The organism is Stenotrophomonas sp. SAU14A_NAIMI4_5, from assembly GCF_003086795.1.
Taxonomy (GTDB): Bacteria; Pseudomonadota; Gammaproteobacteria; order Xanthomonadales; family Xanthomonadaceae; genus Stenotrophomonas.
Genome location: NZ_CP026003.1, coordinates 3,983,048 through 4,006,412, shown reverse-complemented (window position 1 = coordinate 4,006,412; position 23,365 = coordinate 3,983,048). Strand labels below are relative to the sequence as shown.

Genomic DNA, 23,365 nt, shown 5'->3' with positions numbered 1-23,365 from the left:
TCTGGTAGATCCACGCCACGCGTGGATATGAGCCACAATCCGGCATCCTGTCCCTTCGGCTGCCGCCATGAATGAACTGCTCATCCCTGACGCTGCACAACGCGACGAATCGTCCGTCGAGATGATCCGTGTGTGGATCGCCGAACGCGGGCTGCATGCTTCGTTGAAGGTGGGGCTGTATGAGGATCGTCCCGACATCCAGGAAGAACGTGCCTGGGGCCGGATCCTCGCCGATGTTGCCCAGCACGTGGCCGATGCGCTGGTGACCAGCCAGGGCATGGACCGGGACGCTGCCATCGCGGCCATCAAAGCGGCATTCAACGAGGAGCTGCAGGCGCCATCCAGCGGCCGGTCCGGCGGGTTCGTCGTGCGCCACTGACCGTAGATCCACGCCATGCGTGGATGAACCGCCCGCAATCACCGCTTCGCCCGAATCCTCGCCAACGCCAGATACATCGCCGGCGTCGTGTACAGCGTCAGCCACTGGCTGACCAGCAACCCGCCCACAATCGCGATGCCCAGCGGCTGCCGCAGCTCCCAGCCCTCGCCATTGGCCAGCATCAGCGGCAGCGTGCCCAGCAGCGCCGCCAGCGAGGTCATCAGGATCGGCCGCAGGCGAAGCCGTGCTGCGTCCATCACCGCGTCGTGCGCGCTCAGTCCACGCCGCTCGCCGGCCAGGGCGAAGTCCACCAGCAGGATGGTGTTCTTCATCACCACGCCCACCAGCAGGAACAAGCCAAGCAGCGCGATCAGGTTCAGTTCGTTGCCGAACACCCACAGCGCCAGCAGCGCGCCGATGCCGGCCGAGGGCAGGGTGGACAGGATCACCAGCGGCTGCAGGAAGCTCTCGTACAGGATGCCCAGCACCAGGTAGACCGCCAGCGTGGCGCCCAGCACCAGCCACAGCTGTCGCGCGCGCAGGCTGTCCAGGCCGCCGGCTTCGCCGGACAACTTGGCCTGCACGGTGCGTGGCAGCATCAGCTTCGCCATCGCGGCGTTGATCGCCTGCGTGGCCTGTTCCAGGCCCACGCCCGGCGCCAGCGAGAACTGGATCCAGATCGAGGCGAACTGTTCGCTGTGGTAGATGCGGTCCGGCGCCATGCCGTAGCGCCAGCTGGCGCTGGTCGACAGCGGAATGCGCTGGCCGCTGCCGTCCACGACCTGCAGCCGCGCCAGCGTGCCCGGGTCCTGGGTGTGCTTCGGGTCCAGCTCCATCACCACGCGGTACTGGTTGAGGCTGTCGTACAGGGTGGCGACCTGGCGCTGGCTGAAGGAGTTGTTGAGCATGTTGGCCACGGTCTTCAGGTCCACGCCATGGCGCGCGGCGGCCTCGCGGTCGATGTCCAGCACCACCTGGCGCATGCCGGCTTCGCCCTGTGCTTCCACGTCCACCAGCTCGGGCAGGGCGCGCAGCGCAGCGCCGACCTTCGGGGCCCACTCGCGCAGTGGCGCCATGTCCGCCGACAGCAGCTGGAATTCGTACTGGCCGCTGCTGCCGCCGCCTTCCAGGCGGATGTCCTGGTCCACCCACAGGTACAGGTTGCCGCCGGGCAGTTTGGGCAAGCGCGCGCGCAGGCGATCGATCACCTCCTGGCTGGACACTTTGCGCTCGGCCAGCGGCTTCATCTTGATCATGATGAAGGCGTTGTTGACCCCGTTGCTGCCGCCGATATAGCCGATGATGTCCTCGATGGCCGGGTCGGACAGCAGCAGCTTGCGGTAGGCATCGATCTTCGGCTGCATGGCCTGGAACGAGAGGCCATCGTCGCCGCGGGCGAAGCCGCGCAGCTGTGCGGTGTCCTGCTTGGGCACCACGCCCTTGGGCACCTGCTGGAACAGCCAGGCGTTGAGCGCGATGACCGCCACGAACGCCAGCAGCGGCCAGCGCAGCCGGCGCAGGCAGGCCTGCAGCGTGCGCAGGTAGGCAGTGCGCACGCGCTCGAACAGCGCGTTGCTGCCATGCTGCCAGCGCGAGGCGTGCTGCGCGTCATCGACGAACAGGCGCGCGCACAACATCGGCACCAGGCTGAGCGCAACGACCACCGACACGCTCATCGCCGCCACCAGGGTCAGCGAGAATTCGCGGAACAGGCGCTCGACGAAATCATCCAGGAACAGGATGGAGACGAACACCACGGCCAGCGCCACGTTCATCGACAGCAGGGTCGCGCCCACTTCGGCTGCGCCGCGCACGGCGGCCTGCCAGCGGTCGGCGCCCAGTTCGCGATGGCGGGCGATGTTTTCCAGCACCACGATGGCATCGTCCACCACCAGCACGGCGGCCACGATCAGCGCCATCAGCGAAAGCGTGTTGAGCGAGAAGCCCATCAACGCCACCAGCGCCAGCGTGCCGAACAGCACCACCGGGATGGCCACGCTGGGCACCAGCGCCGCGCGCCAGTGGCCAAGGAAGCCAAGCACCACCAGCACCACCAGGGCGATGGCCAGCACCAGGGTCAGTTCGGCTTCGTGCAGGGTGGCGCGGATGACCGGCGAGCGGTCCATCACCAGGCGCATGTCCACGCTGGGTGGCAGCAGCGCATGCAGCTGCGGCAGCTGCGCCTGGATGGCATCGACGGTGGCGATGATGTTCGCGCCGGGCTGGCGGCTGACGATCAGCAGCACCGCCGGGCGTTCGTTGTGGAAGCCGCTGGCGTAGCGGTCTTCCACGCCATCGGCCACCACCGCCACATCGCCCAGGCGCAGCGTGCGGTCGTCGCTCACCTTCAGCGCCAGCTCGCGGTATTGCGCGGCCTGGCGCAGCTGCAGCGGCGCTTCCAGCTGCCATTGCTGGCGCTCATCGCCCACCGCACCCAGCGGGCGCACGGCGTTGGCGCGGCTGATGACCTGGGCCACGTCTTCCAGTGCCAGGCCGGCGTGGTTCAGCGCATTCGGGTCCAGCGACACGCGCACGGCAGGCAGCGCACTGCCGCCCACCTGCACTTCGCCCACGCCCGGCACCTGCGACAGCTTCTGCGCCAGCACGGTGGAGGCCAGGTCGTACAGCTGGCCCGGTGGCAGCGTGTCCGAGGTCAGCGCCAGCGCCAGGATCGGCGCCTGCGAGGGGTTCACCTTGCGGTACTGCGGCATGCCCGGCATGCCGCTGGGCAGCTGCCCGCGTGCGAGATTGATCGCCGCCTGCACTTCGCGCGCGGCCTCGTCGATATCGCGGCCGAGCACGAACTTCAGCTCCACCGAGGTCTGGCCCTGGGTGCTGGCCGAATCGATGCGCGAGATGCCGGGCAGGCTGCCGAGGGCGCGTTCCAGTGGCGTGGCCACGGTGGCGGCCATCGATTCGGGCGAGGCACCGGGCAGGCTGGCGCTCACTTCGATGGCCGGGTAATCGACCTGCGGCAACGGCGCCACCGGCAGCAGGCGCAGCGCCAGCAGGCCGGCCAGCACCAGCGCCACCGCCAGCAGGATCGTCGCCACCGGTCGCTGCACGCAGGCCTGGGCCAGGCGTGCGATGGGGCTCATGCGCGCGCCTCTTCAGGCGTGGCGAGGGCGGCCGAGCGCCGGCGCTGCAGGCGGTCGAAGGCCAGGTAGATCACCGGCGTGGTGAACAGGGTCAGCACCTGGCTGACCAGCAGGCCACCGACCATCACCCAGCCCAGCGGCTGCCGCAGTTCCGCGCCCGAACCACTGGCCAGCATCAGCGGCACCGCGCCGAACAACGCGGCCAGCGTGGTCATCAGGATCGGACGGAAGCGCAGCAGCGCCGCCTGGTGGATCGCCTCACGCGGGGTCATGCCACGCGTGCGCTGCGCGTCCAGCGCGAAGTCGATCATCATGATCGCGTTCTTCTTCACCAGGCCGATCAGCAGCACGATGCCGATCACCGCGATCAGGTCGAGGCTGCGCCCGCTCACCCACAGCGCGGCCAGCGCACCCACGGTGGCCGAGGGCAGGGTGGAGAGGATGGTGATCGGGTGCACGAAGCTCTCGTAGAGCACGCCCAGCACGATGTACATCACCACCACTGCGGCCAGGATCAGCCACAGCGTGGACGACAGCGAACTGCTGAACGCCGCCGCCGCACCTTGCAGCCGCAGTTCGATGCTTTCGGGCAGGGCGATCTGCGTGCGCGCCGCTTCCACGGCGGCGGTGGCTTCGCCCAGCGAGGCCCCCGGTGCCAGGTTGAACGACAGCGTGGCCGCCGGGAACTGGCCGACATGGTTGCGCAGCAGGGCCGCCGGCCCGAGTTCCACCCGCGCCACCGCGCCCAGCGGCACGGTCTGGCCATCGCTGTTGCGCACGCGCAGGCCGCTGATGGCATCGGGCCCGGGCTGGCGCGACGGATCGGCTTCCAGCACCACGCGGTACTGGCTGGCCTGGGTGAAGATGGTGGAGATCTGACGCTGCCCGTAGGCGTCGTACAGCGCATCGGCCACGGCTTCCACGCTCACGTTCAGGCGCGCCGCCGCATCGCGGTCGATGTTCACCCGTGCCTGCCGGCCCTGCATCTGCAGGTCGCTGGCCACATCGCGCAGTGCCGGCTGCTGGCGCAGCGCCTGCAGCAGCTTCGGTGTCCAGGTTTCCAGCGTCTGCTGTTCCGGCGTGGTCAGGGTGAACTGGTACTGGTTGCGGCTGATGCGGTCTTCGATGCCCAGCTCCTGCACTGGCTGCAGGTACAGGGTGATGCCGGGAATCTTCGACACACGCTGCTGCAGCCGTTCCATCACCACGGCGGCGCCGTCGCGGTCGCCATGCGGCTTCAGTTCGATCAGCAGGCGGCCGGTGTTGAGCGTGGCGTTGTTGCCGTCCACGCCGATATAGGACGACACGCTGGCCACCGCCTCGTCGGCTTCGATGGCCGCCGCCAGCGCCTGCTGGCGCTCGTGCATGGCCTGGAACGAGATCGCCTGCGGGGCCTCGCTGATGCCCTGCACCAGGCCGGCATCCTGCACCGGGAAGAAGCCCTTGGGCACGGCGAAGTACAGCGCCACGGTCAGCGCCAGCGTGGCGACGGTGGCCAGCAGCATCAGCGGCTGGCGCTGCAGCACCCACTGCAGCTGGCGGTCGTAGACGGCGATGATGCGGTCGAAGACATCTTGTTTCGGGGTCAGATCCCCTTGGGGCTCTGACCCCTTCGCATGCGGCTTGAGGAAGCGCGCACACAGCATCGGCGTAAGAGTGAGCGACACCAGCAGCGAGATACCGATCGCCACCGCCAGCGTCACCGCGAACTCATGGAACAGCGCGCCCACCAGGTCGGCCATGAACAGCAGCGGGATCAGCACCGCGATCAGCGAAACAGTCAGCGAGACCAGGGTGAAGCCGATCTCGGCCGCGCCCTTCAGCGCCGCCTCGCGCGGGCTCTCGCCTTCTTCCAGGTGGCGGGCGATGTTCTCCAGCATCACGATGGCATCGTCCACCACGAAGCCGGTGGCGATGGTCAGCGCCATCAGCGTGAGGTTGTTGAGCGAGTAGCCGGCCAGCAGCATCACCGCGAACGTGCCGATCAGCGACAGCGGCACCGCCACGCTGGGAATGAGCGTGGCCGGCAGGTTGCGCAGGAACACCCAGGTGACCAGCACCACCAGACCGATGGCCAGCACCAGTTCCTTCTGCACGCCGCGCACGGAGGCGCGGATCGATTCGGTGCGGTCGCTCAGCACGTTCATCTGCACGCCGGCCGGCAGCGTGGCCTGCAGCTGCGGCAGCAGCGTGCGCACCTGCTCGACCACGGCGATCACGTTCGCGCCGGGCTGGCGCTGGATGTTCACCAGCACCGCCGGCGTGGTGCCGCTCCAGGCGGCCAGCTGGCGGTTCTCGGCGCCATCGGTGATGGTGGCCACGTCGCCCAGGCGCAGCGGCGCGCCTTCGCGCCAGGCCAGCACCAGGGCGCGGTACTCATCGACGCTGCGCATCTGGTCGTTGGCATCGAGCATCACCGCGCGGATCGGGCCATCGAAACTGCCCTTGGGCAGGTTGACGTTGGCTGCAGCGATCGCGGTGCGGATGTGGTCCATGCCCAAGCCGTTGGCCGCCAGCGCAGCCGGGTTCACCTGGATGCGCACCGCAGGCCGCTGGCCACCGGCCAGGCTGACCAGGCCGACGCCGGGCAGCTGCGCCAGGCGCTGGGCGATGCGCGTATCCACCAGGTCGTGCACCCGCGGCAGCGCCAGCGCCTGCGAGGTCACCGCCAGGGTGAGGATGGGCGTGTCGGCCGGGTTGACCTTGCGGTACACCGGCGGCACCGGCAGATCGCCGGGCAGGAAGCTGCCGGCGGCGTTGATGGCCGCCTGCACGTCCTGCTCGGCCACGCCCAGAGTCACATCCAGGCCGAACTGCAGGGTGATGACCGAGGCGCCGCCGGAACTGGTGGACGACAGCTGCTTCAGGCCGGGAATCTGCCCGAGCTGGCGTTCCAGCGGCGCGGTGATGGTGCGCGTGGTCAGTTCCGGGCTGGCGCCCGGGTACAGCGTAGTGATCTGGATGATCGGGTAATCGACCTGTGGCAGCGCCGCCACCGGCAGCAGGCGGTAGGCCAGCACGCCCGACAGCAGCAGCGCCACCATCAGCAGGGTGGTGGCGACCGGGCGCAGGATGAACGGGCGCGACAGGTTCATGCGCCGGCCTTGGCCGCCTTCGCTGCAGCAGCGGGCTGTTCGGCCACGATCTCCACGGCGGTACCGTCTTCCAGGCCATCGATGCCTTCGATCACCACCTGGTCGCCGGCCTGCAGGCCGGAGCGCACGGCCACGCGGCCCTCATCGGCCGGGCCCAGCACCACGGTGCGGCGCTGCGCCTTGTTGTCCTTGTCGACGATGTGCACGTAGTTGCCCTGGCTGCCGAACTGCACGGCGGCATCGGGAATCAGCAGCGCCGGCTGTTCGCCCAGCTGCAGGCGCACGTTGACGAACTGGTTGGGGAACAGCGCCAGGCCCGCGTTGTCGAACTGCGCGCGCAGTTTCAGCGTGCCGGTGGCGGTGTCGATGCGGTTGTCGACGCTGGACAGCGTGCCCTGCGCCAGCGCCTTGCTTTCACTGCGGTCCCAGGCTTCCACCGGCAGGCCGGCCTGGGCCTGCACGGCATCCAGCAGGGCCGGCAGTTCAGGTTCGGGCACGGTGAACAGCACGCTGATTGGCGCGGTCTGCGCCAGCGTCACCAGACCCTCGGTATCGCTGGCATGCACCAGGTTGCCGACATCGAGGCGGCGCAGGCCGACGCGGCCGCTGACCGGCGCGGTGATGCGGGTGTACTGCAGCTGCAGGCGCGCTTCGTCCACCGAGGCCTGGTCGCTGATGCGGCGGCCCTGCAGCTGCCGCACCTTGCTCTGCTGGTCGCTCAGCTCCTGCCCGGACACGTAGTTCTGCTTCTGCAGTTCGCGGTAGCGCTGCAGCTGGCGCTCGGCATTCTCGAGTTCCGCCAGGTTCTGCTGCTGGGTGCCCTGCGCCTGCGCCAGCTTCACTTCATACGGGCGCGGGTCGATCTGCGCGAGCAGGTCGCCGGCCTTCACCTGCTGGCCTTCCTGGAAGTGCAGGCGCAGCAGCTCGCCATCGACGCGGCTGCGCACCACCACGCTGTGCAGCGGGGTGACGGTGCCGACGGCCTTCAGGCGCAGCTGCAGCGGTTCGGCACTGGCACGGGCCACGCGCACCGGCACGGTCTTGCCCGGGCCTGCGGCCGCGGTTGCCTCGGCGCGCGGCCATGCCCACCAGGCCACCAGGCCGGCCACGATGATGACGACGGGAATCGCCCACCAGCGGCGGGAACGGGGCGGGGTGCTACGGGACGGCTCAACAGCGGACATGGGGCATCCTGCGCCCTGCGCACGCGCAGGGACATGTACGCCCGTTCGCGCATCACGCGCAGCGGGCAACGGGGGAGGGGAGTGTCTGGCGGGACCGCGACGCGGTGTGGCTGGATGCCGTCGCGCGGGCGACGGGGCGTCAATGGTAGCCAATCAGCCCGGCGATTGCCGCATGACCAAGGTCATGCCTGACCGCTCTTGTAGGGTCGAGCCATGCTCGACTGCTTCTGCCAGGAACAGTCGAGCATGGCTCGACTCTACAAAGAGCGATCAATGCACTTCGTCGTGGTACACGAACTTGGGCATTTCCCAGCGGTAATGGATCGCCAGCAGGCGCAGCGCGAAGCCACCGCCCAGGCAGCACAGGATCGCCGTGGCATCGGCCACACCCCAGCGCAGCAGCAACAGATATACCGCGCCGGTCAGCAGCGAGATGATCGCGTACAGCTCCTTCTGGAAGATCAGCGGCACCTCGTTGCAGAGGATGTCGCGCAGCACGCCGCCGAAGGCACCGGTGAGCATGCCGGCGATCAGCACGATGGGCATGGCATGGCCGGCCTCGCGTGCGATCGAGCAGCCGATCAGGGTGAAGGCGATCAGGCCCAGGCCATCGAGCACCAGGAAGGTGCGGCGGAAATGGTGCATCCAGCGCGCCACCCAGGTGGCGATCAGCGCCGCGCACACGGTGAAGCCCAGGTACTCGGGGTGCTTCACCCAGCCCAGCGGGTAATGGCCGAGCAGGATGTCGCGCAGCGAACCGCCGCCGAGGGCGGTGACGCAGGCGATCATGACCACGCCGAACAGGTCCATGCGGCGGCGGCCGGCGGACAGCGCACCGGTCATGGCTTCGGCGGAAATGGCAACGAGATAGATGATGGACAGCAGCATGGGACAGGCTCCGGGCGCGGTGGGGCCGGCCATGCGCGTATACCGCCACTGCCTGCGCAATGACGGGATGACGATGACCGGTGCCGCTCCCGCTGTCCTTTTGCCTGAGAGTTCAGCGGGATGAACCGCGTGCCCCTTCGGCGGATCGTGCCGGGCGAGCCCGGTGACCTCTCTCCAGCTCGGCGAGTCGAATGCATGGTTGGTGGGATTCCAGCCCACCGGCCTGAGCGATCATGGGAGCCTGCGCCTTCGGCGGGCGCCAGCGCGGCGCCTCTCTCCTGCATTCGGAGGGCAGTATATCCGCTGCAGTGCAGCACGCCATAATCGGTGCATGGCCCGCCCCTCCGTCCCCTGGTTCCTGTACCTGCTCGAATGCCGTGACGGCAGCTACTACGCCGGCATCAGCACCGACGTGGCGGCCCGTTTCGCTGCCCACCAGGCCGGCAAGGGCGCCCGCTACACCCGGGCCCGGCCGCCGCTGCGCATCCTCGCCGTGCGCGAGTACCCGGACCGCTCGGCTGCGTCCCGCGCCGAATGGCAGCTCAAGCAGCAGCCGCGCGAACGCAAGCTGGCCTGGCTGCAGGCCCCGGCCGAGGCCGTCCTGTAGATCCACGCCACGCGTGGATGGGGGACGCCGCCCATGCCATGATCGCCCCGCCCCCCGTGCTGGAGCACCCGGATGTCCACGCTTGCCCTGTTGTTTGCGCTCTCCGCATCAACCAGCCCGCCCGCCGACCCGGCCACCGTCGCGGCCATCGAGGCCACCTGTCATGACTATGTCGATGGCCAGCTGGAAGCCGACCCGCAGCGCGTCGTGCGGTCCCTGCATCCGGACCTGGCCAAACGCGCGGTGCTGGGCGATACGCCTGACGAGCGTCTGGGCCTGCGCCGGATGTCGAAGGACGAACTGGTGGCACTGACGAAGCAGGGAGCGTTGAAGACGCGGAAGGCGCAATGGGACCGCCGCTGCACGGTGCTGGACGTGACCGGCAATGCCGCCTCGGTGCGGCTGGAAACGCCGTGGTTCGTCGACTACTTCCACATGGGCCGTTTCGACCAGCGCTGGGTCATCGTCAACGCGCTGTGGTACCCGAAACCGAAGGCGCCGTAGAGCGATGCGTGCTGCCGGCAAAGCATGGATCTCCGTCGCCGTATTGGTCGCCGCCATCGCGCTGCTGCCCGGCCTGCTCTACCTGCTCGGGCTGGCCTGGGTGGATGGTTGGCCGCAGCCGGCAGACCGTGCGCCCAGCGGCGTGGCGGCATGCAGCGGTGAACCGCGCGCGGGCTACCAGCGCATGAACCCCTGGGGCGTCGTCGTGCAGCTCTTCGACCAGGATGCGGGGAAAGCGAACGTGCCCGTGGGCGAGCAGGAGGCCTACTGGGTTGCCCGCCGCCACCTGATGCGGCAGCCGCGCCACGGCATGCTGCGCTGGCAGTTGAGCAGCACGGCGCTCACGATCTGGATCACCCGGCATTGGAGTGCTGGGCAGATTGCCGACACCGCGAGGAAAGAAGACTTCTGCCACGTGTGGCCGCGCCCGCCGGGCCCCGGCGGCCCGGTGAACCGGTAGATCCACGCCATGCGAGGAGGATGTTGGGAGGCGGGGTCAGAGCCCTTTCCTGTGGAAAGGGATCCGACCCCTTCATGCCCGGGGCCAGATCCCTTTCCGCAGGAAAGGGCTCTGACCCCAGCGTAGTGCAGGCCATTACCTCGGCCGGCGATCTTCCTGGTCATCACCGAAAATGATGCGCGCGCTGCGCTGGTAGCTCCAGTACGCCACCGCCCAGTTCAGCAGCACCACCACGCGGTTGCGGAAACCGATCAGGAAGAACACGTGCGCGGCCAGCCAGAACCACCAGGCCAGCACGCCGGACAGCTGCAGCCTGCCCAGGTGCACGATGGCGGCCATGCGGCCGATGGTGGCCAGGTTGCCGTAGTCGGCGTACTTGAACGGCCCCGGTGTCGGCTTGCCATGCAGGCGCGCGCGGATGACATCGGCCACGTACTTGCCCATCTGCTTGGCGGCGGGTGCCACGCCGGGCACCGGCTTGCCGTTGGCCTGGTTCACTGCAGCCAGGTCACCAGCGACGAACAGTTCGGGGTGCCCGGGCAGGGTCAGGTCGGGCTGCACCTGCACGCGGCCGGCGCGGTCCAGTGGTACGTCCAGCGTGCGCGCCAGCGGCGAGGCGGCCACGCCGGCGGCCCAGACCACGGTGCGTGCGGGCACGAACTGTTCGCCCAGCTTGAAGCCGAGGCTGTCGATGTCGCTCACCGGGGTGCCGGTCAGCACTTCCACGCCCAGCTTCTCCAGCTGCCGGCGTGCCTTCAGCGACAGCACCTCGGGGAACGAAGACAGCACGCGCGGGCCGGCCTCGACCAGGCGCACCTTGGCGCTGGCCGGATCGATGTGGCGGAACTCGTTACGCAGGGTGTGGCGGGCGATCTCGGCCAGGGTGCCAGCCAGTTCGACGCCGGTGGGGCCGCCGCCGACCACCGCGAAGCTGAGCCATGCGGCCTTCTTCGCCGGGTCCGGTTCGGCCTCGGCGCGCTCGAATGCCAGCAGCAGTTTGCGGCGCAGGGCGATGGCATCGTCCAGCGTTTTCAGGCCCGGCGCATCGGCGGCCCACTGGTCGTTGCCGAAGTAGGCGTGGGTGGCGCCGGTGGCCAGCAGCAGGCTGTCGTAGCCCAGGGTGCTGCCGTCGGCCAGCTGCACCTGGCGGGTGGCCTTGTCGATGGCGACGACCTCGCCCAGGCGTACTTCCACGTTGCGCTGGTGGCCAAGGATGTGGCGCAGCGGCGCGGCGATGTCGGGGGCGGACAGGCCGGCGGTGGCGACCTGGTACAGCAGGGGTTGGAACAGGTGGTGGTTGCGGCGGTCGAGCAGGGTGATCCTGATCTTTTCGCGGGCCAGGGCCCGGGTGGCCCAGAGGCCCGCAAAACCGCCGCCGATGATGACCAGGTGGGGGACTGGTTCGCGGCTCATCGACGTACTCCAGAGGGGGATGGATGTCGCCCTGCATCATCGCACGTCACATGGCTGCCAGTGGCCATGGGTGATACTCCGCTCAGCCTGCAGCCCACCGAGGAAACCATGTCCGAACCGGAAAAGCGCATCGCCCTGCTGATCGACGCCGACAATGCGCCGGCCTCGAAGATCGACGAAGTCCTGGCCGAGGTCGCCCGCTACGGCGTGGCCAACGTGCGCCGTGCCTACGGCAACTGGAAAAGCCCGCGCCTGAAGGGCTGGGAATCGGTGCTGCACGAGTACGCCATCCGCCCGATCCAGCAGTTCGCCTACAGCAAGGGCAAGAACGCCTCGGACATGGCCATGGTCATCGATGCGATGGACCTGCTGTACGCGCGCAACCTCGATGGGTTCGCCATCGTCTCCAGCGATGCCGACTTCACCCCGATGGTGATGCGCCTGCTGACCGATGGGGTGAAGGTGTATGGCTTCGGCGAGAAGAAGACGCCCGAGCCCTTCGTCAACGCCTGCTCCAAGTTCACCTACCTGGAAGCCCTGGGCCAGACCCACGCCAGCGTGCCCGACGTCGAGGCCGAGGCCGGGCAGGCGCCCAGCGGGCAGGTGGCCAGTGATGAAGTGCGCCCGCGCAAGAACAGCGCGGAACTGCGCAATGACACGCGCCTGGTGAAGATGCTGCGGCGTGCGGTGTCTGCCGCCGAGGGCGAGGATGGCTGGTCACACCTGGGCCCGGTCGGCAGCCAGATCGGCAACCAGGCCTCGTTCGACCCGCGCAACTATGGCTACGGCAAGCTCAGCGACCTGCTGGCGGCCATCGGCCTGTTCGAGCTGAAGAAGGACGGCAAATCGTCCTACGTGCGCGCGCTGCCGAAGAAGAACCGGTAGCGCCGGCCGCTGGCCGGCACATCGACGCCGCGGTTCAGATCACCCGCGCATCCGAACCCGCATAACCGTCGGCAAACCCGGCGGCGAAATCCTCGACGCCGTTGAAGGCCAGCAGCAACAGCCCGGCGCACAGCAGCTGGTTGCGGCTGGAACGGCGGTAGCCCAGCACCAGCATCACCAGCCCTGCTGCCAGCAGAACGTAGTTCAACGCATCCCATGCAGTCACGTCGTCTCTCCCTGTGGATGGGCGTATCGTAGCGTTTCCGCGCCACCGTGGCGCACCGCTGCAGGCAGGGAAATCCGCAATGTTGAAGATCTGGGGCCGCCGCAATTCCAGCAATGTCCGCAAGGTGCTGTGGTGCGCCGAAGAAATCGGGCTGCCGTACGAATCCATCGAAGTGGGTGGCAGCCATGGCGGCACGCAGTCGGCCGAATACGTGGCGATGAATCCCAACAGCCTGGTGCCGGTGATCGAAGACCACGGCCTGCCGCTGTGGGAATCGAACACCATCGTGCGCTACCTGAGCGCGCGCTATTCGCTGGGCACGCTGTACGCCGAAGATGCGATGGAACGTGCGCAGGCCGAGAAGTGGATGGACTGGAGCACCTCGCGGATGGCTGCGCTGTACTCCGAACTGATCTGGGGCATCATGCGCACCGCGCCGGCCGACCGCGATGAAGCGCGCATCAACGCCGCCATCGTGCGCGCCGGTGATTACCTGAAGATGGCCGATGAGACCCTGGGCAGGCAGCCGTGGCTGTCGGGCGAGAAGTTCGCGATGGGCGACATCCCGCTGGGTTCGTTGATCTATGCCTGGTTCGAACTGCCGATCCAGCGCCCCGACCTGCCGAACCTGGCCGACTGGTATGCCCGCCTGCGCGAGCGCCCGGCGTACCAGCGCGGCGTGATGTCACCGCTGACGTAAGCGGTGGCGACCGGGGTCGGAGCCCACCCTTGGGGTGGGATCCGACCCCGATAGCCAAGGGGTCGGATCCCTCTCGCAGAGAGGGCTCTGACCCCATGGCAGGCCTCAATACAGATCCGTCGGATCCACATCCAGCGACCAGCGCACCTTGCGCGCCTCCGGCAGCGCGTACAGCTGCGGCACCAGCTGGGCCAGCACGCCATGCAGCGGCGGCCGCTGCAGCGCGGACAGCAGCAGCTGCGTGCGCTGGTAACCGGCGCGACGCGGCATCGGCGCCGGCATCGGCCCATAGGCCTCCACCACGTTCTGCTCGCCCAGCAGCTGCCGCGCCGCCAGCAGGAAGGCGTTCGCATGTTCAAGCTGCTGCGCTTCGGCACGCATCAGCGCCAGGTGTGCGAACGGCGGGAAGCCGGCGGCCTGGCGCTGGTTCAATTCGGCCTGTGCGAACGGGTGGTAGCCACCGCTCACCAGGGTTTCCAGCAACGGGTGCCCCGGGTGGTGGGTCTGCAGCCAGACCTCGCCAGGATCGCGCGCGCGACCAGCGCGGCCGGCCACCTGGATCAGCTGCTGGGCCAGCTTCTCGCTGGCGCGGAAGTCGGCCGAGAACAGGCCTTCGTCGATGCCCACCACCACCACCAGGGTCAACTTGGGCAGGTCGTGGCCCTTGGCCAGGATCTGCGTGCCGACCAGGATGCCGGGCTGGTCGCCCAGCTTCGCCAGCTGCTGTTCCAGCGCATCGCGGCGCGAGGTGGTGCCGCGGTCGATGCGCACCACCGGATAATCGGCAAAGGCGCTGACCAGGTGCTCTTCCAGGCGCTCGGTGCCGATGCCCTGCGGCTGCAGCGCGAGGCTGCCGCAGGCCGGGCAGGCCAGGGGCGCCGGCTGCCGCGCACCGCAGTGGTGGCACTGCAGGCGACGGCCGCCGCCATGTACGGTCATCGGCGCATCGCAGCGCTGGCATGGCGCGGTCCAGCCGCAGTCGTGGCACAGCAGTACCGGCGCGTAGCCACGGCGGTTCTTGAACACCAGCACCTGCTGGCCACGCTGCAGGTGTTCGCCGATACCGGCCAGCACATCGGCGGACAGGCCATCGTGCAGCGGCCGCTTGCGCACATCGAGGATGCGCACGCGTGGCGGCCGCGCATCACCGGCGCGCTGCTTCAGGCGCAGGTGGGTGTAGCGGCCGGCATAGGCGTTGTGCAGGGTTTCCAGCGACGGTGTGGCGCTGCCCAGCAGCACCGGGATGCCCAGCGCCTTGGCCCGCACCAGGGCGAAATCGCGGGCGTGGTAGCGGATGCCGTCCTGCTGCTTGTAGCTGCCGTCATGTTCCTCGTCGACGATCAGCAGGCCGGCCTGCGGCAGTGGGGTGAACACCGCCGACCGGGTGCCGACGATCACCCTCGCTTCGCCGCGCGAGGCCCCGGCCCAGACGCGCGCGCGTTCGTTGTCGTTCAAGCCCGAATGCAGCGCATGCACCGCGATGCCGAGGCGGCCACGGAAGCGCGCCAGGGTCTGCGGGGTCAGGCCGATTTCCGGCACCAGCACCAGCGCCTGTTTCCCCTGCGCCAGGCAGTGGATGATGGCCTGCAGGTAGACCTCGGTCTTGCCGCTGCCGGTCACCCCGTCCAGCAGGAAGGCATGGAAGCCGTCGGCAGCGGTGATCGCGGCCACGGCCTCGGCCTGTTCCGGGTTGAGGGTGGGGCCGGGCAGGGGCTGCGCATGCTGCGGCGCCACGCTCAGGGCCACGCGCTCGGCCAGCTCGCGCTTGGCCAGGCTGCGTGCGGCGGTGCGCCAGTCCTCCATGCGCGCGCCCAGCACGTCTTCGTCGACCACGGCCTCGCCCAGCAGTTCGGCCAGTTGCCGCGGGCGGGTGCCGGCGCGCAGCTTTTCGCGCTGGGCCTGGCCGGCGGCGGTCAGCTGCCAGCCCCAGTGGTGGGTGTCGGGCAGGGCCTCGCCGTGCCGCAGCGGGCCGGGCAGGGCGGTGTTCACCACTTCGCCCAACGGTGAATGGGTGTAGCGGGCCAGCCACTGCAGGCTCTGCCACAGCTCGCCCTGCAGCAGCGGCTGCGGATCGCACCAGGTCAGCGCCTGGCGCAGGCCCTGGCCGTCGTCCACCTGGCCGTGGCCGGCCACCATCCCCACCAGCTCGCGGTTGCCGAACGGGACCTTCAGGCGGCAACCGACCGGCACGGCCGGGCCCGGACCTTCCGGGGGCAGGTAGTCGAACAGGCGCGGCAGCGGGACGGGCAGGGCGACCTGCAGGGTCGGGATGGGGGCGAGCATCGGGGCAGTGTAACGGGCGGGGCGGGGGCCGATGGCAGAGGCGATCACGTCGCCCGCGCCTGCCGCGCAATCATAAATGTCACCTAAATATCGGTGGCTATTAGAGATTCAGTCTTATCCACATCTTCTGTGGATAACGTTGTGCGTTACCGGTCGACGGGGGCGTCTGAGGCCGATGGCGACGGCTTTACACTCGGGTTGGTCAAAAAATAGCCATACTTAAAACATCAATAAAATCAATGATTTGATTGTGAAACATTGCTGAAACAAGGTGAATCCGCGGCTTCACGACGATTCGGCCGGGGACCGCATTGATGCTGTGCACAACCTGCAGCACGAAGTGCCCGTGGGCGCAAGTCCTGCCGGCCGCCGATGGGCTGCCGCTATCATGCCCGCAGACCTTTGGAGTAACCGATGACGGCTGTGCCCGCCCCTGTTTCCTCGACCGCGGCCGGCGCGCTGTCGGCGTTCCTGCGTGGCGTCGAACGCCGCGCGCTGGTGGTTGCCGAGCTGCAGTGCGGTGACCCCGCCCGCGCCGAGCAGACCCTGGTCGCGGTGATGCGCGCTTTCTCCGCCGTGGCCAGCGACCTGCCGATGGCGCAGTGGCCGACCCGTTTCTGGACCCTGCTGGGCCAGCGCCAGGCGCTGCGCGAGCCGGCTGCCGGGCAGTGGCCGCCGTCGCTGGCCGCCTTGGGCGACATGCCGCCGCTGCCGCGCCTGGCCCTGCTGCTGCGGGTCGGTGGCAGCCTGGATGAAGGCATTGCCACCCGTGTGCTGGATATCGATGAAGACGGCTACCAGCAGCTGCTGGCCGCCGCCTGCCCGCGCGACGCCCACGGCCAGCCCGACGCCGCGGCGTGGCGCGGCCTGGCCGAGCAGGTGCAGCTGCGCATCCGCGATCTGCCGGCCAAGCGCCTGCAGCAGCTGCAGCAGCCTTCGGCACCGGCCGCGAACAACCAGCCCCCTACGGCCAGCTGGCGCACGCCGGAGCGCGACGAGCGCAGCGCGCCCAAGCGCCGCCGCCCCAACACCGGTGCGCCGCGCTGGCGCGGCCCGGTCATCCTGCTGGTGACGGTGGCAGTACTGCTGGCGGCCGCCCTGGGCTGGCGCTACTGGCAGCACCACGCGACGGCCAGCGATGCGCCGCTGCCGGAAGGCGTGGTCGCCGAGTCCGGCCCGGTCACGGTTGAATCCCTGCCGGCCAGCGAGGTGCAGCCGACCGCTGCCGCCGATGGCCACGCGGCCGAGGACGCCGCCATGCTGGCCGACCGCGACTATCCGCTGGCCGCTGACGCCGACCTGTATGCGTGGAGCGCCGCGGGCGGCCCGCTGCCGGTGGATGAATCCGAACCCAAGCCGACCCGCCCCGAGCCGGTCGGTGCCGCGCTGGAAACCGCTGCTGCCGATGAATAAATTCCTGCTTGCCAGCGTGCTGCTGGCCCTGCCGTTGTCGCTGGCCGCCGCGCCGCCCTCGCTGGAAGTACCGCTGCCGCCGGCAGCGCCCGGTGCAACGCCGGCGCCGGTGGCCGATACGGGTTCGCCCGCTGCCTTTGCCCAGCTCAGCCCGGAGCAGCAGCGCCAGCGTCGCGCCGACTATGCGTCGTTGAAGGCGTTGCCGGAGGGCGAGCGCGAGCGCATCCGCCAGGCGGCCGCCCGCTTTGCCGCGCTGCCGGCCGAACAGCAGCAGCGCCTGCGCGAGCAGTTCCAGGCCCAGGACCAGTCCTTCCGCGATGGCTGGCGGCTGGGGCCGCAGCTGGGCATGCAGTTCCCCAAGCTGCACGGCCTGTTCGGCCTGGTGCCGCCGGAGCAGCGCGAGGCCGCACTGGCCGCGCTGCGCCAACTCAGCCCCGCGCAGTTGACGCAATTGACGCTGGTGGCCCAGCGCACCCCGCCGCAGGAACGCGATGCCGTGCGCAGCGCCTTCCTCGCCGTGCCAGCCGCCGAACGCGACGCCTGGCTCAAGCGCCAGGCCGGCCAGTAGAGTCGACCGTTGGTCGACTTCCGCGCACAGCGCGGTGAATTTCCGAGGGTGTACGTGAAGAGCAGTCGACCAACGGTCGACGCTACCCAGCGGGCGGTACCGTTTGGCCGTAAAATAGCCGGCCGCAACCCGGTGCCTGTGCCCTTCGCGCGCAACCGTAGTTGGCGTCCTGTACTTCCATGTCTACCGCAACCTCCACGCCGCGCTTCCGCAAGGAAGTGGGCGCGACCGGTCTGCTCGCCCTGCCGTTGGTGCTGGGCCATGTATCCACCGGTCTGATCTCCTTCGTCGACAACGTCATTGCCGGCCACCACGCCACCGCCACCCTGGCCGCGGTGACCATCGGTACGGCCCTGCTGTGGCTGCCGATGCTGATCCCGATCGGCACGCTCATCTCGCTCACCGCCTCGGTGTCGCAGCTGCACGGCGCCGGCCGCGAGCGCGAGATCGGCCCGCTGTTCCGCCAGGCGCTGTGGCTGGCGTTGGGCCTGGGCCTGATCATGTTCACCTTCCTCACCGTGGTGCCGCCGCTGCTGCCGGCCTTCGGCATCGCCCCGGACATCGTGCCGGGGGCCACCGCTTTCCTGCATGCGGTGCGCTGGGGTGGTCCGGCGCTGACCCTGTACTTCTGCATGCGCTACCTCAGCGAGGGCATGCACTGGACGCTGCCGACCATGCTGCTCGGCTTCGGTGGCCTGCTGGTGCTGGCGCCGATGGGCTACGTGCTGGCCAACGGCAAGCTCGGCTTCCCGGAAATGGGCGCCGAAGGCCTGGGCATCGCCTCGGCGGTGATGATGTGGCTGCAGGCCATCGCCTTCGCCACCTACCTGTGGTTCACCAAGCGCTTCGCCCACCTGCAGCTGTTCTCGCACTTCGAGGGCCCGCGCCCGGCGGCGATCTGGGACCTGCTGCGCACCGGCCTGCCGATCGGCATCACCGTGCTGATGGAGGGCGGCCTGTTCATTGTCACCGCGCTGCTGATCGGCCGCCTCGGTGCCAACGAAGCAGCTGCGCACCAGATCGCGATCAACGTGGCGCAGCTGTGCTTCATGATCCCGATGGGCGTGGCCGAGGCCACCACCGTGCGCGTGGGCCATGCGGTCGGCCGCGGCGATGGCTTCGGCGTGCGCCGCGCGGCGTGGGCCGGCTACGCGATCATCATGGGCACGCAGACGTTGTCCGCGGCGGTGCTGCTGTTCGGCCACGACGCCATCGTCGGCGTCTATACCAATGACCTCGCGGTGGCCGGCCTCGCCTCGACCCTGCTGCTGTACGCGGCCACGTTCCAGTTCCCCGATGGCATCCAGGTGCTGTCGGCCGGCGCGCTGCGCGGGCTGAAGGACACGCGCGTGCCGATGTTCATCGCCATGTTCGCGTACTGGGGCCTGGGCATGCCGCTCGGTGCCGGGCTCGGCCTGGGCCTGGGCATGGGCCCGCAGGGCATGTGGATCGGCCTGATCGTCGGCCTGACCGCCGCCGCCATCCTGATGGGCTGGCGCCTGCGTCGCAGCAGCCTGCGCATCGGTCAATCGGCCCTGGAATGACCGTCGTGCCCGTCACGCCAGACCGTGACGGGCGAACCCCTGACTTGTGTCCGATGCCGCCTTACACGGCACCGGCTATGCTGTTACCACGGCAAGAAGCCATCCGGAGCGCTCCATGAACCAACCCGTGCCCCCGCTGCCCCCGGCGCATCGCAATCCCATCGCCGGTTTCTTCATCGGGCTGTGGGACGTGATGAATTTCACCCGCAGGCTGATCCTCAACCTGGTGTTCTTCGGCCTGCTGCTGTTCGTGGTGGTGATGTTCATCGTCGCTGCGGGCATGAGTGCCGGCGCCAGCAAATCCCTGCAGGACCGCACCACGCTGGTCATCGCGCCGGAAGGCCGTCTGGTCGAGCAGTACAGCGCTGATCCGGTCAGCCGCGCGCTGGCCAAGGCGGTCGGCGACAACGGTGCCGAGGAAGTGCAGCTGCGCGACCTGCTGCGCGTGATCGAATCGGCCAAGGCCGACAAGAAGATCGAACGCGTGGTGCTGGAACTGGACAAGCTGCAGCCGTCCGGCTTCGCCTCGCTGCGTGAAGTGGCCGGTGCGCTGCAGGACCTGCGCGCCTCGGGCAAGCAGATCGTGGCCTTCAGCCAGAGCATGGGCCAGTCGCAGTATCTGCTGGCCGCGCAGGCCGACGAGGTCTACCTGGACCCGATGGGGTCGGTGGTGCTCGAGGGCCTGGGCCGTTACCGCCAGTACTTCCGCACCGGCCTGCAGGACAAGCTGGGCGTGGACGTGCACCTGTTCAAGGTGGGCGAGTACAAGTCCGCCGCCGAACCGTACGTGCTGGATGCGGCCTCGCCGGCGTCCAAGGAAGCCGACCTGTTCTGGATGAACGACGTGTGGCAGCGCTACCTGGGTGACATCGCCAAGGCGCGCCGCCTCGATCCGGCACAGCTGGCTGCGGGCATCGATACGCTGCCCGAAGGCGTGGCCGCGGCCGGTGGTGACCTGGCCAAGTTCGCCCTGCAGCAGAAGCTGGTGACCGCGCTGAAGACCCGCGAGGAATTCGAGGATCTGATGATCGAGCGCGGCGTGGCCGACGAAGACGCTGATGGCGGCTTCCGCAACATCGATTTCGCCTCGTACATGGGCCAGCTCGACGCGCGCCGCAACCCGGTGGACAACCGTCCGCAGGTGGCCGTGGTGGTGGCCTCCGGTGAGATCAGCGGCGGCGACCTGCCGGCCGGTCGCATCGGTGGCGAGTCGACTTCGGCCCTGCTGCGCGCCGCGCGCGACGACGACCAGGTCAAGGCCGTGGTCCTGCGCGTGGATTCGCCGGGCGGTGAAGTGTTCGCCTCCGAGCAGATCCGCCGCGAAGTGGTGGCCCTGCAGGCCGCCGGCAAGCCGGTGGTGGTGTCGATGGGCGACCTGGCCGCCTCCGGTGGTTACTGGATCAGCATGAACGCCGATCGCATCTATGCCGATCCGTCGACCATCACCGGTTCGATCGGCATCTTCGGCATGATCCCCAACTTCAGCCGCGCGCTGGACAAGTTCGGCGTGCACACCGATGGCGTGGGCACGACCCGCTTCGCCGGTGCCTTCGATGTCACCCGCCCGATGGACCCGGCCGTGGGCCAGGTCATCCAGTCGGTGATCAACAAGGGCTATGCCGACTTCACCGGTCGCGTGGCCGAGGCCCGCAAGAAGCCGGTCGAAGCCATCGACGAAGTGGCCCGTGGCCGCGTCTGGAGCGGTGCGCAGGCCAAGGAGCGCGGTCTGGTCGACGCCTTCGGCGGCATGAAGGACGCCGTGGCCGACGCCGCCAGCCGTGCCAAGCTGGGCAATGACGAGAAGTACCGCGTGCGCTACATCGAGAAGCCCGCCACCCCGTTCGCGCAGTTCATCAGTGGGTTCGCCGGCAGCCATGCCGGTGCCTGGATGCTGGCCGATTCGGGCGTGGCGCGGATGATGCTGGCGCGCACGATGCCTGAAGTGGACACCCAGCTGCGCTTCGTCGAGAACGCCGCGCGCGAGAAGGGCAACGGTGCACCGGTGAAGGCACTGGCGTACTGCTTCTGCGGGTTCTGACCGGCATTTGCTGGTAATGAAAACGCCCGGCTCCGGCCGGGCGTTTTTTTTATTGGTAGCGCCGGGCCATGCCCGGCGGATTCTGGAGGCCGCGCTCCGCGCTCGCCGGGCATGGCCCGGCGCTACCTCTCATCCGCTACTGCGTTGCTTCAGCCTCGGCCTTGCGCTCGCGCTCGGCACCGGCGTCCACGGTCTTCTTCACGTCCTTGGCGCGGTCCAGCGGCTGGTTGATGGCCTTGGCCAGCGCCTGCGGCTGCGGCGGCTTCTCGGGGTTGGGCGGGGCGGGCTTCTGGCAACCGGCCAGCAGTGCGACCGACAGGCAGACGGGAATCAGCAGACGCATCGTGGTGCTCCGGGGCGGGTGATGCGGCAGTGTCGCACTGTCGGCAACGCCCTGCTGTGACGCGTATCCTTGCGGCATCGAAATACAGCGGGCGCGGCCCCGGAGAACTCATGACCCAGCAACGGTGGCGCCTGGACGGGCAGACGGCCCTGATCACCGGTGCCAGCGCCGGCATCGGCCTGGCGATCGCACACGAACTGGCCGGTTTCGGCGCCGACCTGATGATCGTCGGCCGCGATATCGACATGCTGGAAACCGCGCGCGACGAACTGCTGGACGTGCATCCGCAGATGCAGGTGCATGCGCTGGCCGCCGATGTCTCCGATGACGAAGACCGCCGGCAGATCCTGGACTGGGTGGAGGACCACAGCGACGGCCCGCACATCCTGGTCAACAACGCCGGCGGCAACGTCACCAAGGCGGCGACCGAGTATTCCGAGGACGAGTGGCGCCAGATCTTCGAGACCAACCTGTTCTCGGCCTTCGAGCTGTCGCGCTACGCGCATCCGCTGCTGGCCAGGCACGCCTCCTCGTCCATCGTCAACGTCGGCAGCGTTTCGGGCCTGACCCATGTGCGCAGCGGCGTGGTGTACGGCATGACCAAGGCGGCGATGCACCAGATGACCCGCAACCTGGCAGTGGAATGGGCCGAGGACGGCATCCGGGTGAACGCGGTGGCGCCGTGGTACATCCGCACCCGGCGCACGTCCGGCCCGTTGTCCGATGCCGACTACTACGAAGAAGTGATCGCACGTACGCCGATGCGCCGCATCGGCGAGCCGGAAGAAGTGGCCGCAGCGGTGGGCTTCCTGTGCCTGCCGGCGTCGAGCTACGTTACCGGTGAGTGCATCGCGGTCGACGGCGGCTTCCTGCGGTACGGGTTCTGACCCTGACCCGGGGTCGGATCCCTTTCCGCAGGAAAGGGCTCTGATCCCATCAACGCCGGGCGGCAGCGCCTACTCCGGCACCCGGCAATCACTCGCAGCCAGCACCGCCTGCAGGCGCTCGCGTTCGGCACGGGCGGCATCGCGGTTTTCCTCCGAGGCAAAGCGCTCGCGACCGCGGGCATTGCGGAAGCGCTGTTGCCAGCTGCCACAGCGCTGCGCCTCGGCCACTTCGCTGCAACGGTCGCTGACCACTTCGCAGCTGGCCGCATTGACCGGCGTGGCACCGCCCAGGCCGCTGACGTTCATCAGCTCGCAGCGGCCCGGTGCGGCTTCGTACTCGTGCAGGTACTGGCCGCCCTGTGAGTCCTGGCACTGGAAGATCGGCGGCAGCGGCGGCTTGGGCGGCGCGTTCTCATCGACCGCGGCATCACCGGGGCGGGGCAGCAGGGCGCTGTCGAGGATGGCATCGCCGCCCTCGCGCTCGACCATATAGGCCTCGCTGATGATGCGTTCCTGGCCCGCGCGCGGCGGTGTGGGAGCGACGGGCGCTGCAGGCGCGGGGTCGGCGGCGACCGGCGCTGGCGTGGGAGCGGCCGCGGGGGCTGCAGCCGGCGTCGACGGCGCGGAGCCGGGCAGCTTCACGATCTCCTGCTTCATGCCGGCCGAACAGGGCATGCGCTGCACGGTGGGAACATCGCTGCTGCCGGTGCAGCGGTAGATCACCATCTCCTCGGCCGCGGCAGCGCCGGGCAGCAGGCACAGCGCCAGCCAGATCAGTTTCTTCATGCCAGCAGCCTACAGCAGCGGCCGCCGCCTGGTAGATGCCAACCTTGGTTGACGCTGGCCAACA

20 protein-coding genes and 2 riboswitches are annotated in these 23,365 nt (G+C 69.0%); of the genes, 11 read left to right on the top strand and 9 right to left on the bottom strand.

What is annotated here, in order from left to right:
* Positions 1 to 67 precede the first annotated feature (67 nt).
* Positions 68 to 379 (top strand): DUF5076 domain-containing protein, encoded by a 312-nt coding sequence (locus tag C1925_RS18375; protein WP_108770150.1) that lies wholly within the window; start codon positions 68 to 70, stop codon positions 377 to 379.
* 38 nt (positions 380 to 417) lie between these two features.
* On the opposite strand, the gene C1925_RS18370 is transcribed toward C1925_RS18375, so the two are convergent.
* The 4 genes from C1925_RS18370 to C1925_RS18355 form a co-directional block, all read right to left on the bottom strand.
* Positions 418 to 3,477: an efflux RND transporter permease subunit gene (locus tag C1925_RS18370; protein ID WP_108770149.1), complete on the bottom strand. Its 3,060-nt coding sequence runs from the start codon at positions 3,475 to 3,477 to the stop codon at positions 418 to 420.
* Positions 3,474 to 6,572: a multidrug efflux RND transporter permease subunit gene (locus C1925_RS18365; protein WP_108770148.1), complete on the bottom strand. Its 3,099-nt coding sequence runs from the start codon at positions 6,570 to 6,572 to the stop codon at positions 3,474 to 3,476. Before C1925_RS18365 ends, C1925_RS18370 begins: the two co-directional genes overlap by 4 nt.
* A complete protein-coding gene (locus C1925_RS18360; protein WP_108770147.1) occupies positions 6,569 to 7,756 on the bottom strand; it encodes an MdtA/MuxA family multidrug efflux RND transporter periplasmic adaptor subunit in 1,188 nt (395 codons plus the stop codon). Before C1925_RS18360 ends, C1925_RS18365 begins: the two co-directional genes overlap by 4 nt.
* A 270-nt stretch (positions 7,757 to 8,026) precedes the next feature.
* Positions 8,027 to 8,644 carry a trimeric intracellular cation channel family protein gene (locus C1925_RS18355; RefSeq protein ID WP_079223669.1) on the bottom strand — a complete coding sequence of 206 codons (618 nt, stop codon included), beginning with the start codon at positions 8,642 to 8,644 and terminating at the stop codon, positions 8,027 to 8,029.
* An 82-nt stretch (positions 8,645 to 8,726) separates the two neighbouring features.
* Positions 8,727 to 8,832: riboswitch (glycine riboswitch) on the bottom strand.
* A 13-nt stretch (positions 8,833 to 8,845) separates the two neighbouring features.
* A riboswitch (glycine riboswitch) is annotated at positions 8,846 to 8,935 on the bottom strand.
* Positions 8,936 to 8,975: 40 nt separating this feature from the next.
* Between C1925_RS18355 and C1925_RS18350 the strand changes: the two genes are divergently transcribed.
* The 3 genes from C1925_RS18350 to C1925_RS18340 all read left to right on the top strand — a co-directional run bounded on the left by C1925_RS18350 (position 8,976) and on the right by C1925_RS18340 (position 10,215).
* On the top strand, positions 8,976 to 9,251 hold the full coding sequence (locus C1925_RS18350; protein ID WP_108770146.1) for a GIY-YIG nuclease family protein: 276 nt from the start codon (positions 8,976 to 8,978) through the stop codon (positions 9,249 to 9,251).
* A 72-nt stretch (positions 9,252 to 9,323) separates the two neighbouring features.
* Entirely contained in the window at positions 9,324 to 9,755 is a 432-nt protein-coding gene (locus C1925_RS18345; RefSeq protein ID WP_108770145.1) for a nuclear transport factor 2 family protein, read from the top strand.
* Between the two features lie 4 nt (positions 9,756 to 9,759).
* On the top strand, positions 9,760 to 10,215 hold the full coding sequence (locus C1925_RS18340) for a hypothetical protein (RefSeq protein ID WP_108770144.1): 456 nt from the start codon (positions 9,760 to 9,762) through the stop codon (positions 10,213 to 10,215).
* Between the two features lie 135 nt (positions 10,216 to 10,350).
* Here the strand turns inward: C1925_RS18340 and C1925_RS18335 are convergent, their stop codons facing one another.
* Entirely contained in the window at positions 10,351 to 11,628 is a 1,278-nt protein-coding gene (locus C1925_RS18335) for an NAD(P)/FAD-dependent oxidoreductase (RefSeq protein ID WP_108770143.1), read from the bottom strand.
* 108 nt (positions 11,629 to 11,736) lie between these two features.
* Between C1925_RS18335 and C1925_RS18330 the strand changes: the two genes are divergently transcribed.
* Positions 11,737 to 12,513 carry an NYN domain-containing protein gene (locus C1925_RS18330; RefSeq protein ID WP_108770762.1) on the top strand — a complete coding sequence of 259 codons (777 nt, stop codon included), beginning with the start codon at positions 11,737 to 11,739 and terminating at the stop codon, positions 12,511 to 12,513.
* Positions 12,514 to 12,547: 34 nt separating this feature from the next.
* On the opposite strand, the gene C1925_RS21050 is transcribed toward C1925_RS18330, so the two are convergent.
* A complete protein-coding gene (locus tag C1925_RS21050; protein WP_159097564.1) occupies positions 12,548 to 12,739 on the bottom strand; it encodes a hypothetical protein in 192 nt (63 codons plus the stop codon).
* A gap of 79 nt (positions 12,740 to 12,818) precedes the next feature.
* On the opposite strand from C1925_RS21050, the gene C1925_RS18325 reads away from it, so the two are divergent.
* The gene (locus C1925_RS18325; RefSeq protein WP_108770142.1) at positions 12,819 to 13,439 is read left to right on the top strand and encodes a glutathione S-transferase; all 621 of its coding nucleotides are present in this window, start codon (positions 12,819 to 12,821) and stop codon (positions 13,437 to 13,439) included.
* 105 nt (positions 13,440 to 13,544) lie between these two features.
* Here C1925_RS18325 and C1925_RS18320 read toward each other — a convergent pair whose 3' ends face one another.
* A complete protein-coding gene (locus tag C1925_RS18320) occupies positions 13,545 to 15,722 on the bottom strand; it encodes a primosomal protein N' (RefSeq protein ID WP_108770761.1) in 2,178 nt (725 codons plus the stop codon).
* Positions 15,723 to 16,136: 414 nt separating this feature from the next.
* Here C1925_RS18320 and C1925_RS18315 point away from each other — a divergent pair, with 414 nt between their 5' ends.
* The 4 genes from C1925_RS18315 to sppA all read left to right on the top strand — a co-directional run bounded on the left by C1925_RS18315 (position 16,137) and on the right by sppA (position 21,285).
* Entirely contained in the window at positions 16,137 to 17,135 is a 999-nt protein-coding gene (locus C1925_RS18315) for a hypothetical protein (protein ID WP_108770141.1), read from the top strand.
* On the top strand, positions 17,128 to 17,703 hold the full coding sequence (locus C1925_RS18310; RefSeq protein WP_108770760.1) for a DUF3106 domain-containing protein: 576 nt from the start codon (positions 17,128 to 17,130) through the stop codon (positions 17,701 to 17,703). Before C1925_RS18315 ends, C1925_RS18310 begins: the two co-directional genes overlap by 8 nt.
* A 179-nt stretch (positions 17,704 to 17,882) precedes the next feature.
* Positions 17,883 to 19,247, top strand: coding sequence for an MATE family efflux transporter (locus C1925_RS18305; RefSeq protein WP_108770140.1), 1,365 nt, complete (start codon positions 17,883 to 17,885; stop codon positions 19,245 to 19,247).
* 115 nt (positions 19,248 to 19,362) lie between these two features.
* On the top strand, positions 19,363 to 21,285 hold the full coding sequence (gene sppA, locus C1925_RS18300; protein WP_108770139.1) for a signal peptide peptidase SppA: 1,923 nt from the start codon (positions 19,363 to 19,365) through the stop codon (positions 21,283 to 21,285).
* Positions 21,286 to 21,421: 136 nt separating this feature from the next.
* On the opposite strand, the gene C1925_RS18295 is transcribed toward sppA, so the two are convergent.
* The gene (locus C1925_RS18295) at positions 21,422 to 21,628 is read right to left on the bottom strand and encodes a hypothetical protein (protein WP_108770138.1); all 207 of its coding nucleotides are present in this window, start codon (positions 21,626 to 21,628) and stop codon (positions 21,422 to 21,424) included.
* Between the two features lie 110 nt (positions 21,629 to 21,738).
* On the opposite strand from C1925_RS18295, the gene C1925_RS18290 reads away from it, so the two are divergent.
* Positions 21,739 to 22,515, top strand: a complete 777-nt coding sequence (locus C1925_RS18290; protein WP_108770137.1) for an SDR family oxidoreductase — start codon at positions 21,739 to 21,741, stop codon at positions 22,513 to 22,515.
* Positions 22,516 to 22,584: 69 nt separating this feature from the next.
* On the opposite strand, the gene C1925_RS18285 is transcribed toward C1925_RS18290, so the two are convergent.
* Positions 22,585 to 23,301, bottom strand: a complete 717-nt coding sequence (locus C1925_RS18285; protein ID WP_108770136.1) for a hypothetical protein — start codon at positions 23,299 to 23,301, stop codon at positions 22,585 to 22,587.
* Between the last annotated feature and the right edge of the window lie 64 nt (positions 23,302 to 23,365).

Excerpts from the sequence above, each read along its gene's own strand:
- sppA (WP_108770139.1), top strand. The coding sequence starts at position 19,363 with ATGAACCAACCCGTGCCCCCGCTGCCCCCGGCGCATCGCAATCCCATC.
- C1925_RS18345 (WP_108770145.1), top strand. The coding sequence starts at position 9,324 with ATGTCCACGCTTGCCCTGTTGTTTGCGCTCTCCGCATCAACCAGCCCG.
- C1925_RS18305 (WP_108770140.1), top strand. The coding sequence starts at position 17,883 with ATGTCTACCGCAACCTCCACGCCGCGCTTCCGCAAGGAAGTGGGCGCG.
- C1925_RS18325 (WP_108770142.1), top strand. The coding sequence starts at position 12,819 with ATGTTGAAGATCTGGGGCCGCCGCAATTCCAGCAATGTCCGCAAGGTG.
- C1925_RS18295 (WP_108770138.1), bottom strand. The coding sequence starts at position 21,628 with ATGCGTCTGCTGATTCCCGTCTGCCTGTCGGTCGCACTGCTGGCCGGT.
- C1925_RS18370 (WP_108770149.1), bottom strand. The coding sequence starts at position 3,477 with ATGAGCCCCATCGCACGCCTGGCCCAGGCCTGCGTGCAGCGACCGGTG.
- C1925_RS18310 (WP_108770760.1), top strand. The coding sequence starts at position 17,128 with ATGAATAAATTCCTGCTTGCCAGCGTGCTGCTGGCCCTGCCGTTGTCG.
- C1925_RS18350 (WP_108770146.1), top strand. The coding sequence starts at position 8,976 with ATGGCCCGCCCCTCCGTCCCCTGGTTCCTGTACCTGCTCGAATGCCGT.
- C1925_RS18285 (WP_108770136.1), bottom strand. The coding sequence starts at position 23,301 with ATGAAGAAACTGATCTGGCTGGCGCTGTGCCTGCTGCCCGGCGCTGCC.
- C1925_RS18330 (WP_108770762.1), top strand. The coding sequence starts at position 11,737 with ATGTCCGAACCGGAAAAGCGCATCGCCCTGCTGATCGACGCCGACAAT.
- C1925_RS18290 (WP_108770137.1), top strand. The coding sequence starts at position 21,739 with ATGACCCAGCAACGGTGGCGCCTGGACGGGCAGACGGCCCTGATCACC.
- C1925_RS18315 (WP_108770141.1), top strand. The coding sequence starts at position 16,137 with ATGACGGCTGTGCCCGCCCCTGTTTCCTCGACCGCGGCCGGCGCGCTG.
- C1925_RS18335 (WP_108770143.1), bottom strand. The coding sequence starts at position 11,628 with ATGAGCCGCGAACCAGTCCCCCACCTGGTCATCATCGGCGGCGGTTTT.
- C1925_RS18355 (WP_079223669.1), bottom strand. The coding sequence starts at position 8,644 with ATGCTGCTGTCCATCATCTATCTCGTTGCCATTTCCGCCGAAGCCATG.
- C1925_RS18375 (WP_108770150.1), top strand. The coding sequence starts at position 68 with ATGAATGAACTGCTCATCCCTGACGCTGCACAACGCGACGAATCGTCC.
- C1925_RS18360 (WP_108770147.1), bottom strand. The coding sequence starts at position 7,756 with ATGTCCGCTGTTGAGCCGTCCCGTAGCACCCCGCCCCGTTCCCGCCGC.
- C1925_RS18340 (WP_108770144.1), top strand. The coding sequence starts at position 9,760 with ATGCGTGCTGCCGGCAAAGCATGGATCTCCGTCGCCGTATTGGTCGCC.
- C1925_RS18365 (WP_108770148.1), bottom strand. The coding sequence starts at position 6,572 with ATGAACCTGTCGCGCCCGTTCATCCTGCGCCCGGTCGCCACCACCCTG.
- C1925_RS18320 (WP_108770761.1), bottom strand. The coding sequence starts at position 15,722 with ATGCTCGCCCCCATCCCGACCCTGCAGGTCGCCCTGCCCGTCCCGCTG.